General features: G+C 70.1%; 13 protein-coding genes. All 13 read right to left on the bottom strand.

Annotation, left to right across the window (positions count from 1 at the left end; translation table 11 throughout):
- Positions 1–27: 27 nt before the first annotated feature.
- The 13 genes from LWF15_RS04300 to LWF15_RS04240 all read right to left on the bottom strand — a co-directional run bounded on the left by LWF15_RS04300 (position 28) and on the right by LWF15_RS04240 (position 13,564).
- Positions 28–2,103 (bottom strand): putative bifunctional diguanylate cyclase/phosphodiesterase, encoded by a 2,076-nt coding sequence (locus tag LWF15_RS04300; RefSeq protein ID WP_232809033.1) that lies wholly within the window; start codon positions 2,101–2,103, stop codon positions 28–30.
- Between the two features lie 68 nt (positions 2,104–2,171).
- Complete coding sequence (locus LWF15_RS04295) at positions 2,172–2,660, bottom strand: hypothetical protein (RefSeq protein ID WP_232809032.1); 489 nt, start codon at positions 2,658–2,660, stop codon at positions 2,172–2,174.
- A gap of 121 nt (positions 2,661–2,781) precedes the next feature.
- Complete coding sequence (locus tag LWF15_RS04290) at positions 2,782–3,573, bottom strand: zinc metalloprotease (protein ID WP_232809031.1); 792 nt, start codon at positions 3,571–3,573, stop codon at positions 2,782–2,784.
- A gap of 54 nt (positions 3,574–3,627) precedes the next feature.
- Positions 3,628–4,161: a 2'-5' RNA ligase family protein gene (locus tag LWF15_RS04285; protein ID WP_232809030.1), complete on the bottom strand. Its 534-nt coding sequence runs from the start codon at positions 4,159–4,161 to the stop codon at positions 3,628–3,630.
- A gap of 24 nt (positions 4,162–4,185) precedes the next feature.
- Positions 4,186–4,893 carry a DUF3632 domain-containing protein gene (locus tag LWF15_RS04280; protein ID WP_232809029.1) on the bottom strand — a complete coding sequence of 236 codons (708 nt, stop codon included), beginning with the start codon at positions 4,891–4,893 and terminating at the stop codon, positions 4,186–4,188.
- Positions 4,894–5,010: 117 nt separating this feature from the next.
- A complete protein-coding gene (locus tag LWF15_RS04275; RefSeq protein ID WP_232809028.1) occupies positions 5,011–6,000 on the bottom strand; it encodes a sugar phosphate isomerase/epimerase family protein in 990 nt (329 codons plus the stop codon).
- A gap of 4 nt (positions 6,001–6,004) precedes the next feature.
- Positions 6,005–7,426, bottom strand: coding sequence for an FGGY family carbohydrate kinase (locus tag LWF15_RS04270; RefSeq protein ID WP_232809027.1), 1,422 nt, complete (start codon positions 7,424–7,426; stop codon positions 6,005–6,007).
- Positions 7,426–8,376, bottom strand: a complete 951-nt coding sequence (locus LWF15_RS04265; RefSeq protein ID WP_232809026.1) for a transketolase family protein — start codon at positions 8,374–8,376, stop codon at positions 7,426–7,428. The genes LWF15_RS04270 and LWF15_RS04265 overlap by 1 nt, the downstream gene beginning before the upstream one ends.
- Positions 8,373–9,263 carry a transketolase gene (locus LWF15_RS04260; RefSeq protein ID WP_232809025.1) on the bottom strand — a complete coding sequence of 297 codons (891 nt, stop codon included), beginning with the start codon at positions 9,261–9,263 and terminating at the stop codon, positions 8,373–8,375. The genes LWF15_RS04265 and LWF15_RS04260 overlap by 4 nt, the downstream gene beginning before the upstream one ends.
- 16 nt (positions 9,264–9,279) lie before the next feature.
- The gene (locus LWF15_RS04255) at positions 9,280–10,254 is read right to left on the bottom strand and encodes a D-ribose ABC transporter substrate-binding protein (protein ID WP_232809024.1); all 975 of its coding nucleotides are present in this window, start codon (positions 10,252–10,254) and stop codon (positions 9,280–9,282) included.
- Positions 10,255–10,290: 36 nt separating this feature from the next.
- A complete protein-coding gene (locus tag LWF15_RS04250; protein WP_232809023.1) occupies positions 10,291–11,370 on the bottom strand; it encodes an ABC transporter permease in 1,080 nt (359 codons plus the stop codon).
- Positions 11,370–12,896 (bottom strand): sugar ABC transporter ATP-binding protein, encoded by a 1,527-nt coding sequence (locus LWF15_RS04245; RefSeq protein WP_232809022.1) that lies wholly within the window; start codon positions 12,894–12,896, stop codon positions 11,370–11,372. Before LWF15_RS04245 ends, LWF15_RS04250 begins: the two co-directional genes overlap by 1 nt.
- A complete protein-coding gene (locus LWF15_RS04240; protein ID WP_232809021.1) occupies positions 12,893–13,564 on the bottom strand; it encodes a DUF2291 family protein in 672 nt (223 codons plus the stop codon). Before LWF15_RS04240 ends, LWF15_RS04245 begins: the two co-directional genes overlap by 4 nt.
- Positions 13,565–13,613 lie beyond the last annotated feature (49 nt).

Raw genomic sequence — 13,613 nt, 5'->3', positions numbered from 1 at the left:
CGTCACATCTTGGCACCGTCAGGGCTGTTACAGGGGCTCGCCCGGAGGTTCCGCGCGATCGTTCGCCGGTGTGTTGGCCGCGATCCAGTCCATGATCTCGGTGGCCGGCAGCGGCGGGCTGAACAGGTACCCCTGCGCCCCGTCGACGCCCATCTCGTCGAGCACGGCCAGGACCTCGGTGTTCTCCACGCCCTCGGCCACCACCTGCAGGTTGAGGTTGTGCCCGAGCTCCACCACCGAGCGCACGATGGCCGCGTCGTTCGGGCCGTTCAGCACGTCCTTCACGAAGATCCGGTCGATCTTCAGCTCGTTCAGCGGCAGCCCGGAGAGCTGGCTCAGGCTGGTGTACCCCTCGCCGAAGTCGTCCAGGCTGAGCTGCACCCCGGCCCCGGACAGGTGCTGCAGCACCAGCCCGGCCCGTTCCTGGTCGGAGACCAGCGCGGCCTCGGTGATCTCGAGGACCAGGGCGGAGGCTGCAGCGCCGGTCTCGCTCAGCGCGTCGAACACCATCTGCGGCAGGTCGAGATGGTTCAGGCTGCGCTCGGAGATGTTGATAGCGACGCTCAGGTCCGGCCGCACCCGGCGCCAGACGGTGAGCTGGCGCAGCGCGGTGGTCAGCACCCAGCGGGTCAGGTCGTCGATCAGCCCGGTCTGCTCGGCCAGCGGCACGAACTGGTCCGGCGAGAGCAGTCCCCGGTCCGGATGCTGCCAGCGCACCAGCGCCTCCACGCAGGTCACGTGACCGTCGGGCCGGCCCACCTTGGGCTGGTAGTGCAGTCGCAGCTCGCTGTTGTCGATCGCCGCCCGCAGCTGGCCGATCATCGCCAGCCGGTCCGGGCTGTAGTTGTTCTGCTCGTCGTCGTAGCAGACCAGCTTGCTGTGCGAGGTCTTGGCCACGTTCAGGGCCACGTCCGCGCGGTTCAGCAGGACCTCGGCGTTGGTGCCGTTCCTGGGCATGAACACCACGCCCATCCGCCCGGAGACCCGCACCGGCACGTCGAAGTCGTCGAGCAGGATGTCCTCCTCGATCGAGCGGTTGATCCGCTCGGCGGCGGCCTCGATCTGGTCCTGCTTCTCCACCCCGGCCAGGATCAGGCCGTAGGTGTCGCCGCCCAGGCCGGCCACCGTGTCCACGGCCCGCACCGTGGTGCGCAGCCGCTCGGCCACGGTGGTCAGCACGATGTCGCCGTTGACCGGGCCGATCGCCTCGTTGATGTCGCGGAAGCCGTCGAGGTCGAGCAGCACCACGGCCGCGCCGCCGCCGCGCCGGCCCGGGCCCAGGTGGATCCCGCCGCCGCGCTCGACCAGCGTGGCGGTCTGCGAGATCCGGTCGGCGAACAGGGCCTTGTTGGGCAGGTCGGTGAGGGCGTCGTGCAGGGCCTGGTGCTCGAACCGGGCCGCGGTGCGGGCCAGTTCGCGGGTGAACCACCAGACCAGCGAGGCCAGCACCAGGTACAGGATGAGCAGGCCGGTGCCCAGGGCGGCGTAGAGCCGGTTCAGGCCGGCGTTCATCTGCTCGGCGATCGGCCCGTAGGGCAGCTCGGCCTGGAGCACCCCGATCAGCTCGTTGGTGCGCACGTTGTACATCGGGGCGAACGCCTCGATGACCTCGACCTGCTCGTCCCCCTGGGCGACCTTCATGATCAGCGCGGTCGGGTCGCCGCGCAGCGCGGTCAGCACGTCGGCGGCCGACTGGCCGGTCAGCTCGGTGCTGTCACCGACGGCGGGCCCGTAGCGCAGGCCGGAGCCGTCGGAGCTGTAGACGATGCGCAGGTCGGGCCCGCGCAGCCGGAACCGGGTGATGATCCCGCTGTCCACCTGGGTGTCGGCCAGCCGGTCCAGCCGGGCCCGCTCCACCACGCTCACCCCGTTCTTGAGGGTGACCTGCTCGAGCTGGGTGTCGGTGATCAGGCGGGAGATCAGCGCGGCCTGCAGCCGGCCCTGGGCCACGCCGCGGTCGCGCAGCTCGGTCCGGTACTGCGTGGCCATCACCGTGCCCAGCGCGAGTACCGGGACCAGGCTGATCACGGCGAGCCCGACGAAGAACCGGGCCCCCGCGTGCAATCCCCACCACTGCCGTAGCCGTAGCCACTTCGCCCCCATGGCCTGGACATCGGCATTCAGCCATCCGACTGAACCCCTGGCGAAGATCTTCTGCGCGGCCGGTCGGCCTACTCGTCCTCGTCACGGTCGTCGGCCGTGTCCGAGTCGTTGGCCGTGTCCGAGTCGTTGGCCGTGTCCGAGTCGTCGGCGGTGTTCACGTCGTCGGCGGTGTCGGTGTCGTTCGGGGTGTTCGGGGTGTTGTCGGTGTCGTTCGGGGTGTCGGCCGTGTTCGAGGTGTTGGCCGTGTCGTTGCCGTCGGAGTCGTCGTCCGTGTCGTTCGGCGTGTCGTTCGGCGTGTTCGGCGTGTTGTCGGTGTCGTTCGGCGTGTCGGCCGTGTTCGAGGTGTTGGCGGTGTTCACCGCGTTGCCTTCGCCCTGAGCGGCGTCCGAGCTGTTCTGCACCGACTCACCGGAGCCGGTGCCCGGCGTCACTGTCGAGCTCACCGAAGCCCGGTCGTTCAGGTCCACCCCGTCGGCCAGCGCACCGCCCGCGGTGACCGCACCGACGCCCAGCACCGCAGCCGTACCCACCACGACCCAGCTCTTGCGAACCTTCATGATCTCCGTGCCTCCGTCGTTCTCGGATCGTCCGGCACTTCCTCGGTGCCGATGACGAGTACTTTTCCGAGCGCGCGTGAGGCTTCCAGGAGAACTCCATGAAAGGGCTCTCATCCGGCCGTCAGCTGTAGTCGGGGATGTTCACCCGCTCCGGCACGGTGATGCAGCCGGCCTTCTTGCCCACCTTGGTCAGGCCCTGCACGTCGCCCGAGGCCAGCCCGTTGGGCGACTTGGCGGTCAGGTCGGGGAACATCTGCTGCTTGTTGCTGCGCACGTGGTCCAGCCCGGCCGCGTGCGCCAGTTCGTGCAGGATCACGTTGCCCTGGGTGTTGCCCTTGCCGAACCCGGCCTTGAGCTTGTTCATCCCGGCCGGGATGAGCACCGCGTAACCCCGCACCACGGCCGCCCCCTCACCGTCCCCGCCGTACCAGGTGGCCCACAGCACCCCGCCGTAGCCCAGCGAGTTCTCGCTGAACGAGAAGTTCGTCGTCTTGGGGTTGATCACCGCCACGACGATGTCGGCCGGTGCCGAGACCAGGTTCTCCTGCCGCGGGGTGAACGTGGTGTTCCCCGCGTACCGGTACTTCATCCCGGTCACCTGCGACACCTTGGCCACCCCGGTCTGGATCTGCTTGAGCATGGCCGCCCGCTTGGCGGCCGGCCAGCCGCTGAGGTTCGCCTGCCAGGTGATCGCGGTCTGACACGGGTTCCAGCGTGCGGTGGTGCTCTTGCCGCTGGCCAGCTCGGCGCTGCGCAACGTGTAGTTGATCCCGAGCGCGGTCTTCTTCTGCCCCGGCAGGTTCCAGGCCAGCATCGGCGCGGCGACGACGAGGGAGAGCAGCGTCAGAGCCAGCACGAACTTCGCGACCGGGCCCCCTCGCCCCCGGTCCCGCTGATCGCGTGAGTGGTCCACGACTGCTTCATCGTGTCCCCCGGCCGGTTACTCAACGAGCACCGCCCGGACGGCTCAGTCCTGGTTGCCCAGGGTGAACACCTCGAGCGTGCGCCACGAGCCCGGCTCGTCCGAGCCGGCCACCAGGTGCACCGCGCCGACCGCGGCCGGGATCGGCAGGCGCTCGCTCACCTCGTCGGCGGCGCGCTGCAGCACCTCCACCGGGTGGTCCTGCCCCAGCGTCAGGTGCGGGTGGTCGCCGTCGTGCTCACCGGCGTAGGGCGGGGTGTCCGGGAAGCTGTTCCACACGGTGGTGGTGAGCTGCCGGAAGGCCATGCTCGGCTCGGGGGCCAGCCAGGCCACGGCGTTGCCGAACCAGCGCACCTCGGTGAAGTCGACCGCGAAGGGGGCCTGGGTGGCGAACAGGTCGCGCAGGGTGGAGCGCACGTCTTCGGTCAGGGACACCGGCGGCAGGAACGGGTAGAGCACGGTCACGTGGGCCGGGACGCCCTTGACGGCGCTGCGGTCGAGCTCGGCGCGCAGCGGCCCGACCACCGGTTCGGTCTCGGGGATGGGCACGATCAGCGCGGACTGCTCTTGCGAGGGCATGCGCCGATTATCCGCTACCAGTGCTCAGACGGCCTTTTGCTGGCTCGAGCCCTGCTGGATGCGGTGCTGCCAGTAGGCCAGCCGGCGGGCGCTGAAGCCGGACTGGGCGAACCCCTGCTCCAGCAGCAGCCGGCCCGGGCGTGAGGCCGGGTCGTCCGGGCCGTCGAACTGCCGGTCGGCCTCCGACCACTGCACCAGCGACCGGGTCAGGTAGCGGAACCACTCGGCCGCGGCCATCAGTTCGGTGGCCGTCACCTGGGTCTTCTCCTCCAGGCTGGAGCGGATCGTCCACAGCCCCAGCAGCGAGAAGTCCACCCCGGCCACGGTCAGCCGGGCGGCGAAGCCGTTCACGTTGCGCCAGGTGTAGTCCGAGGTCTGCGGCGGCGCGGCCCAGTTCCAGGCCTCGCGCATCTGGGCGTTGAGCATCGGCAGCCCGGTCCACAGCACCTGGCCCCAGATGATGTGCGGGTTGCTCGCGTTCGGCTTGAACCCGCGGTCGCGCAGCGCCACCACCAGCTCGACCAGGCGGGTGTGCTCCTCCGGGGCACGCACACTGGCCTGGCGGATCACCTCGCCCCAGGCCGTCCACAGCCGCTCCTGCGGGTCGGCGGCCTTCTCCACCGGCGTGGCGAAGGCGTGCACCGTGCCGGCCAGGTCGGGGGTCGCCGTCGTCAGGTACGACCGCAGCAGGGCGCGGTAGTACCCGGTCAGGGGCGGCTGGACGGTACTCATCGCCCAGATCATCGCAGCCCCAGGAGCCTCTTTCCGTACCTAAGACCCCTTCAGGCCTCGGTAATCGCACAGTGAAACCGAAGCGTTACCGAGGCCACCCGGGCACCCCTGAACTGCTCAGTCGCCAGTACCGACGGAGAGCAACGCATCCTGCACGATGCGTTGCGAGGCCATCGCGTCCTGGCGGTCCTGAGCCTCGAGCAGGGCCGGCACGTCGAGCCGGTCCAGCGCCCGGTGCAGGGCCTTCAGGGTGCGCAGCGAGGTCTTCACCGCGTCCACCGGGTCCTCCCGGAACGGGAACTGGTCGAGCTGCCAGACCCCGTCCCAGTTGTTCTGCCGCAGCACGTGGAAGAACTCCAGGATCTCGATCAGGTGCACCGAGCCCACCACCAGGTCGTCGTCCCAGCCCCGGAGGTTGTCGTTGACGTCCATGCCGTACAGCCGGCCGTGGTCGATGATCAGCTGGGCGGCGTCGGCGGGCGACTCCCCGCCGTACAGCGAGTGACCGAAATCGAGCAGCACACCGACGTTGTCGAGGCCGATCTGCTCGATCCCGAGCAGGGTCCGGGCGGCCGAGTCCCAGGTCATCTTCACCCGGGGCTCGCGCGGCTTGTACTCGATCGCGAACCTCAGGTCCGGGTGGGCGCCGGCCAGCTCGCGCATGCCGTCGACGGCCAGGGCCCACAGCTGCTTGTGGTTCACCTGGAACGGGTAGTCCCAGCCGTCCTGGCCGGGCCAGATCTTCACGTAGTCGGCCCCGAGTTCGCGCACCACCCCGGCGGCCTCGTGCATCAGGTCGAGCGCGGAGGCCCGCACGGCCGGGTCGGGGTTGGTGAAGGCACCGCGAGAGTGCTTGCGCAGGTAGATCTCCGGGGTGATGCCGATCGCGGTGAGGTCGGCCGCCTTGAGCGCGTCCTTCACCTCCGACAGGGTCACCCCGGGGGTGAAGGGGTAGTTCAGGTCGACCACCGACAGTTCGCCGACCGAACCGGCCAGCTCGATCGCCTCCAGCGTGGTGCGGGCCGGGCCGTAACCGTCCACCGCGTAGCGGTCGAGGTAGGAGGCGAAGTGCCAGAGTCCGGCGCCGAAGCGGGGGTATGCGGTCAAGGTGTCACTCTCCATCGAGTCGGGCGAGTCGGGATCTGCGGACGGCACCCAGCCAGGCGGCCCGTAGGTCGGCACTCGACCCGGCCGGGTGGAAATCGTCGTACGACAGGGGGTGCAGGACACCCCAGGCGGAGCGGGCGGCCAGGAGGCCGGCCCCGATGGCAGAGAGGTCGCGCTCCCGGGCCCGCCGCACCGGCACACCGCTGATGTCGGCCTGCAACTGCATGAGCACGTCGCTGCTGGTGGCGCCGCCGTCGGCCAGGATCGAGCCGGCCCCGCCCATCGCCCGCACCACCGCGTCCACCTGCAGGGCGATCGACTCCACGGCGGCCCGGGCGAGCTGGGGGAGCCGGGTGCCCAGGGTCACCCCGCTGAGCAGGCCCTGGGCGTTCTCGTCCCACCAGGGGGCGGCCAGACCCCCGAAAGCAGGGACGATGTGCACGCCGTCGCTGCTCGACTCACCGGCCAGTCGGGAAAGGTTCTCGGGAGTGGTCCCGAACAGTTCGGCGAGCCAGGTCAGGGTGGATCCGCTGGAGCGGATGTTGCCTTCCAGAGCCACTTGTGGACGTGGGTCCGCCCAGGCCAGTGTGCGGCAGACAGTCGGTCGGTCGTCACCTTCAGGATCGGTGGCGGGCTGCATCACTGATGAACCGGTGCCGTAGGTGACTTTGGCCGCCGTGCCCACGTTTCCGTGCGCATACAGGGCAGCGTGCGAGTCGCCCAGCACGGCGCGCAGGTTCAGCCCGCCCATCGGCCCGCCGGTGATCCGGCCCAGCTCACCCTCGGACGGGATGATCTCGGGCAGAACCGCTTCCGGAATGTTGAAGATCTCCAGCAGCTCCGGGCTCCAGCTGCCCGTCCTCAGGTCGAGAAGCTGCGTACGCGAGGCGTTCCCGGCCTCGATCCGGTGCTGCCCGGTGAGTGACCACAGCAGCCACGAGTCGACGGTGCCCACCGCCAGCCGCCCGGCCCGGGCCGACGACCGGTCCGGATCGTGCCGGTCCAGCAGCCAGCTCAGCTTGGCCGCGCTGAACATCGGGTCCAACGGCAGCCCGGTGATCTGCCGTACGCGTTCGCGCCGGTCCTGAAGGTGACCACAGACCGAACCCGCGCGCTGGTCCTGCCAGCCGAGCAGGGCGTCCACCGGTTTGCCGGTCGAGAGGTCCCAGAGCAGTGCCGATTCCCGCTGCGTGCTCAACCCGACGGCCGAGACTTCGCCGGCACCGACGTCTTCAAGCACTGAAGCCGCAGCGACAGCGACACTTTCCAGCACGTCCTCGGCGCGCTGCTCCACCCAGCCGGGCTGTGGGTAGGAGATCGGGACCGGGGCCGAGGCGGCGCGCACGATCCGCCCGGTCCCGTCGAGCAGCACGCCCTTGGTGGCGCTGGTGCCCTGGTCGATGGCCAGAACGTAGCCGGTGGACATCAGGCCAGCTCACGCCCCGCGGCGGCGATGCCCTCCGCGGTCAGGCCGAAATGCTCCAGCAGGAAGGCGGTGTCACCGGTGGGGGCGAACTCGCGGGGCGAACCCAGCATCCGCATCGGCACCGGACGCGGCTGCCGCAGGTTGATCTCGCCGACCGCCGCACCCAGTCCGCCGGTGATCGTCGCCTCTTCGACCGTGACGATGCCGCGCGTCTGTAGAACCGCCCGCCGTACGGCCTCCTCGTCGAGAGGGGCGATCGTGGACATGTTCACTACCCGGGCCCCGATGCCCTCCCCGGCCAGGATCTCCGCGGCCTGCAGCGCCCGGGAGACCATCGAGCCGGTGGCCACGAGCGTCACCGCGTCTCCGTCGCGCAGTTCCTGGGCCACCCCGAACTGGAAACTCTGGCCGGGCGGGGTGACCGCCGGAACCTTGAACCGCCCGATCCGCAGGAACACCGGAACGGCCGCAGAAGCCGCCCAGCGCACCGCCTCCCGGGTCTGGGCCGGGTCGGCCGGAACCACGATGCCGAGCCCCGCCACCGCCCGCAGCCAGGCCAGGTCCTCGATCGAGTGGTGCGTGGGGCCGAGCTCGCCGTAGGCCAGGCCCGGGCTCATCCCGCACAGCACCACCGGCGCCTGGCTGTAGGCCACGTCGGCCTTGATCTGCTCCAGGGCCCGGCCGGTCAGGAACGGCGCCGCCGCGCAGACGAACGGCACGTAGCCGCTCAGCGCCAGCCCGGCCCCCACCCCGACCATGTCCTGCTCGGCGATCCCCACGTTGATCAGCCGCTCCGGGAAGCGCTCCCGGAAGGCGGTCAGGTTGCTCGAGCCCACCGAGTCGTTGCAGACCGCCACGATCCGGGGGTCCTGCTCGGCGAGCGCGATCAGCTCCTCGGCGAAAGCCACCCGGCAGTCGTGCGTCTGCGGGGTCTCGACTACGGCGCTCATGCCGGGGTTCCCTCCAGTTCCTGCAGCGCGACGGCGACCTGCTCACCGCTGGGCACCTTGTGGTGCCATTCCACCCGGTCCTCCATGAACGAAACACCCTTGCCCTTCACTGTGTTCGCTATCACACAGGTCGGGCGCCCGTCGCTGGGGACGGTGAAGGCGTCCAGCAGCTGCCGATGGTCGTGCCCCGCCACCTCCAGCACCCGCCAGCCGAACGCCGTCCACTTGTCGGCCAGCGGTTCCAGCGTGACCGTGTCCTCGGTGCGGGCCCCCTGCTGCAGACCGTTCCGGTCGACCACGGCGGTGAGGTTGGCCAGCTTCCGGTGCCCCGCGGTCATCGCGGCCTCCCAGTTGCTGCCCTCCTGCAGTTCGCCGTCGCCGAGCACGACGAACACCCGGCGCGCCGACCCGGCCAGCACGCCGGCCACGGCCATCCCGACCGCGACCGGCAGACCGTGCCCCAGCGGCCCGGTGTTCGTCTCCACCCCAGGCACTTTGGTCCGGTTCGGATGCCCGTTCAGCGCCGACCGCGGCTGGGCGAAGCTCTCCAGTTCGGCCTCGGCGAAGAACCCGGCCGCGGCCAGCGTGGCGTAGAGCGCCCCGGCGCTGTGGCCCTTGCTGAGGATCAGCCGGTCCCGGTCGGGCAGCCCAGGCTGCTCGGGGTCGATCCGTAGCACGCCGAACACCAGGGTGGTCAGGATGTCCAGCACCGACAGGTCACCGCCGACGTGCCCGAGCCCGGCCCGGTTGATCATGCGGATGTCGGTGGCCCGCAGGCGGGCGGCCTGGCCGGCCAGCAGGTGGGCCTTGCCCGGGTCGTCGGCCTCGGCCAGTTCCGCACGGAACCGGCGCCAGTTCTCGGCACCGATGGGGTCGGCGACCAGCATGGATGTTCTCCCAGCTCTAGTTGGCGACTGCGAAGTTCGTGACCGAAGCGGCGTTCTCGGCGTTCACCAGGACGCAGTCGACCGACTGCTTCTCGGGCTGGCTCGCCTTGCCGGTGCTGATGTACTGGTCGGCCTGCTCGACCGCCATCTCGGCGATCTGGCTGGCCGGCTGCAGCACGGTGGCCTTGATCTGGTCGCCCTTGATCGACTCGACCACGTCCGGGCTGCCGTCGAACCCGACCACGATCACGTCGTCGCGGCCGGCCGCGTCGAGGGCGGCCTGGGCGCCGAGCGCCATGGTGTCGTTGCCGGCGATGATGCCCTTGATCTTGGGGTGCGCCTGCAGGATGGTCTGGGTCTTGCTGAGTGCCTCGGCCTGGTCCCAGTTGGCCGTCTGCTGGGCCACCATCTCCAGGTCGGGGAACTGGTCGAGGATGTCGTGGTAGCCCTTGGAGCGGACGCCCGCGTTGGTGTCGGTCTCCTTGCCCAGCAGTTCGGCGTACTGGCCCTTGCCGTCCATCAGAGTGGCGAACTCCTGGCCGCCGAGCGCGGCGCCCTGGGCGTTGTTCGAGACGATCTGGGCCACCGCGATACCGGTGGAGTTGATCTCCCGGTCGATCAGGAACGAGGGGATGCCGGCGTCCTTGGCCCGTTGCACGGCGGCCTCGGTGGCGTCGGCCCCGGCGTTGTCCAGGATGATCGCGCCGGCCTTGCGCGAGATGGCGGTGTCGATCGCCTGGCTCTGCTTGGTCGGGTCGTCGTCGTGGCTGATCACCAGGGTCTCGTACCCGAGTTCCTTGGCCTTGGCGTCGGCGGCGTCCTGCTCGGCCTTGAAGAAGACGTTGTCGGGGGAGGGGGTGATGATCACCACCAGGTTCGCCTTGGTCTCGGCCGAGGCGCCGGCCGTCTCGTCCTCGGAGTCCGAGCCGCAGGCCGCGGTGAACAGCAGGGTGGCGGCGAAGATCACCGGCAGGAGTCGTCTGTGGGCCATGGGAGGGTCCTTTCGCGTCATTGCGAGTGGGGGGATTCAGGCGGCGCGCTCGGCCAGCGAGGCTTCCAGGCGTTGCTGGGCGGTCGCCGTGATCACGGCGAAGACGATGACCGCGCCCTTGACCACCGACTGCCAGAAGGTCGAGACACCGACCAGGACCAGGCCGTCGGCGAGGAAGCCGATGACGAACGCGCCGAGCACCGTGCCGATGATCGTGCCGCGTCCGCCGGACAGCGCCGTGCCGCCGAGAACCGCTGCGGCGATGGCATTCAGCTCGTAGGTGGTGGCGGTGTCCGGGTAGGCGGCCCCCAGTTCGGAGGTGAGCAGCAGCCCGGCCAGCGCGGCGCAGGCCCCGCTGATCACGTACACCGCGATCTTCACCCGGTTCACCCGGATCCCGGCCAGTTCGGCCGCCCGCTCGTTGCCGCCGACGGCGTAGACCCGGCGGCCGAACGGGGTGCGGGTGGTCACCACGATCGCCGCCCCGGCCACCAGGAGCATGATCCAGACCGCCACCGGGATGCCCAGCCAGCGGTCCACCCCGATCACGTGGAAGCCGGTGTTGCCGCGCTCGGGGGTGCCGGCCAGGTTCGGGTAGGTGCCGCCCTCGCTGCGCAGCTGGGCGAAACCACGGGCCACGTAGAGCATTCCCAGGGTGGCGATGAACGGCGCCACCTTGAACCGGGTCACCAGGATCCCGTTGACCCAGCCGACCGCCCCACCCACCAGCATGCCGATCAGGATCACCATGCCGACCGAGAAGAACAGCGTGCTCTCGCCCGGCAGGGCCAGACCGCCGAACAGCAGACCGCCGCAGATCATGCTGGCCAGCCCGGCGATCGAGCCGACCGACAGGTCGATGCCGCCGGTCAGGATGACGAAGGTGACGCCGATCGCCAGGATCGCGTTGATCGCCACGTGCTTGGTCATCACGATCAGGTTGCTCGAGCTCAGGTACTCGCCGGAGATCGAGCCGAACAGGATCATCAGGAGGACCAGCACCACCACGGTGCGGCCGCGCAGCAGGAGCAGGGCCGCCCTGGCGGCCGAGCTGGGCGGCTTCCCGGGGGTGGGGCCGGTCCTGGCCACCGGAGCGGCGACGTCGGTGTCGCTCATTACTTGACCTCCACATTCATGGCCGGTTCGGACGCCGACGCGGCGACCAGGGCCTCCTCGGTCAGCTGGTCGGCGTCGAACTCGGCGGTCATCCGGCCCACCGCCATCACCAGCACCCGGTCGGCGATCGCGGTCACCTCCGCCAGTTCCGAGGAGATGAACAGCACGCCGAACCCGGCCTGGGCCAGACCGGCCATCTCCTCGGCGATCTGGCTCTTGGCGCCCACGTCCACACCCCGGGTCGGCTCGTCCAGCAGCAGCACCACCGGATCGGTGAGCAGGGCCCGGGCCAGCACCACCTTCTGCTGGTTGCCACCGCTCAGCGAGGTGATGGCCAGGCCCAGTTCGCCGACCTTGATGGCCAGCTCGGACACCTTGCCCTCGGCCGTACGGCGTTCGGCCCCGCGCCGGAAGAGCCCTCCGCGGGTGAGCCGGCCCAGGGTGGAGAGCACGATGTTGTCGCCCACCGACATGGTCTGCACCAGGCCGTCGCGCTGCCGGTCCTCCGGTACCAGAGCCAACCCCGCGGCCAACCGGGCCCGGACCGTCCCGCCCGCCTCCACCCGTCCTTTGATCCGCACGGTGCCGGAGGCCGTGGGCCGCAGGCCCATCAGGGCCTCCATCAGCTCGGTGCGCCCGGCCCCCATCAGGCCGTAGATGCCGACCACCTCGCCGGCCCGCACCTCGAAGCTGACGTCGTCGACCAGGGGCCGGGTGGGGCCGGCCACGGTGAGACCCTCGACCGCGAGCAAAGTTTCCCCGACCTCGCTGCGATTGCGGGTGAACAGGCTGTCCGGGTCGCGCCCGACCATCTGCCGCACGATCCAGGCGGTGTCGGTACGGTCCATCCGTTCCTGGGCCACCAGCCGGCCGTCGCGCAGCACGGTGACGTGGTCGCCGATCCGGCGGAACTCGTCCAGCTTGTGCGAGATGTAGATGATCGTGACGTCGTCCGCCAGGAGGTCGGCGATCACCGAGAACAGCACGTCCACCTCGTGGTTCGACAACGCCGAGGTGGGTTCGTCCATGATCAGGATGCGCACGTCGGCGAGCAGCACCCGGGCGATCTCGACCAGCTGCTGCTGACCGATCGGCAGGTCCCCGACCAGCCGGTTCGGGCTCAGGTGGCCCTGGCCGAGCCGGTTCAGCACCTCGGCGGCCCGGCTGCGCTGCGTGCGCAGGTCGCTGAACCCGCGGCTGCGCAGTTCCCGCCCGGCGAAGAGGTTCTCGGCGATCGAGAGATTGGGGAAGAGGCTGAGTTCCTGGTGGATGATGCCGATGCCGTGGGCCATGGCGGTCCGCGGGCCGTCGATCTCCACCGGCTCGCCGTCCAGCCGGATCGTGCCCGAACTCGGCCGCTCGGCCCCGCACAGGATCTTCATCAGCGTGGACTTGCCCGCGCCGTTCTCCCCGACCAGCACGTTGACCTTGCCGCGGTAGGCGCTGAACGTGACCTCGCGCAGGGCGTGCACCCCGCCGTAGTTCTTGCTCACGTTCTGCGCGCTGAGCACCACGTCGTCGCTCACGAAGCCACCTCGAGCGTGACCGGCACAATCAGCACGGTGCCCGGAACGAGCGCCGAGAAAGCACCACTGAAACTGACTTTCGCCCCCTCCAGCTCCTTGCGGTCGGCCGGTAGGGTGTCCAGCACGTCAGCGCGCACCCGCTGGTTCAGCTCGGTGGCCACGTCGGCGTAGTCGAGCTGGTTGCTGAACTCGTTGAAGCTGACGAACCCCAGCCCGTCGCGCAGCGCCGTCCCGGCGATCACCTCGCCCGTGCTGATGCTGACCTCGGTGTCACTGCCGTCGAGCCGCACGGTGAGCGGCGCAGTGGGGCTGTCCGCGTCCACCTCGGTGACCGTGCCGGACCCCTTGACCAGGTAGGAGAACGGACTGCCGACCCCGGCCCGGTGACCGTACTGCTCGCCCGCCGCCTCCGGGTCGTCCGCGACCGCGGGAACCAGGGTCGCGGCGTCCGTTGCCTGTTCCTGCACCGTCGGAAGCACTTTCGACTCCCAGATGCCGTCCACGTAGGCAGCCGGGTCGAACGCCTGACTGGCCCCCGCGGCCTGCACGTCGCTCTTGCTCTCGATCGTGTACACGCCGGGCACCTGCGAGCAGGCACCCAGCAACCCGACGACTGCGGCGGCCGCCAGCGCCCTCGAGAGGAGACGCAGCCGTGGATGAATATCCATTCGGCACTGATTGGACATGGCTCGATGATGTGAGGCGGGTGGGGCGGAT

It is taken from the genome of Kineosporia rhizophila (assembly GCF_021277265.1).
GTDB classification, from domain to species: domain Bacteria; phylum Actinomycetota; class Actinomycetes; order Actinomycetales; family Kineosporiaceae; genus Kineosporia; species Kineosporia rhizophila.
The sequence above is the reverse complement of the archived record's forward strand: the minus strand, read 5'-3'. Positions and strand labels throughout refer to the sequence as shown.

What these genes read in the sequence shown, in the direction of transcription:
- LWF15_RS04260 (WP_232809025.1), bottom strand. Translation starts at nt 9,263, where the DNA reads ATGCTGGTCGCCGACCCCATCGGTGCCGAGAACTGGCGCCGGTTCCGT.
- LWF15_RS04265 (WP_232809026.1), bottom strand. Translation starts at nt 8,376, where the DNA reads ATGAGCGCCGTAGTCGAGACCCCGCAGACGCACGACTGCCGGGTGGCT.
- LWF15_RS04280 (WP_232809029.1), bottom strand. Translation starts at nt 4,893, where the DNA reads ATGAGTACCGTCCAGCCGCCCCTGACCGGGTACTACCGCGCCCTGCTG.
- LWF15_RS04295 (WP_232809032.1), bottom strand. Translation starts at nt 2,660, where the DNA reads ATGAAGGTTCGCAAGAGCTGGGTCGTGGTGGGTACGGCTGCGGTGCTG.
- LWF15_RS04270 (WP_232809027.1), bottom strand. Translation starts at nt 7,426, where the DNA reads ATGTCCACCGGCTACGTTCTGGCCATCGACCAGGGCACCAGCGCCACC.
- LWF15_RS04255 (WP_232809024.1), bottom strand. Translation starts at nt 10,254, where the DNA reads ATGGCCCACAGACGACTCCTGCCGGTGATCTTCGCCGCCACCCTGCTG.
- LWF15_RS04285 (WP_232809030.1), bottom strand. Translation starts at nt 4,161, where the DNA reads ATGCCCTCGCAAGAGCAGTCCGCGCTGATCGTGCCCATCCCCGAGACC.
- LWF15_RS04250 (WP_232809023.1), bottom strand. Translation starts at nt 11,370, where the DNA reads ATGAGCGACACCGACGTCGCCGCTCCGGTGGCCAGGACCGGCCCCACC.
- LWF15_RS04300 (WP_232809033.1), bottom strand. Translation starts at nt 2,103, where the DNA reads ATGGGGGCGAAGTGGCTACGGCTACGGCAGTGGTGGGGATTGCACGCG.
- LWF15_RS04240 (WP_232809021.1), bottom strand. Translation starts at nt 13,564, where the DNA reads ATGGATATTCATCCACGGCTGCGTCTCCTCTCGAGGGCGCTGGCGGCC.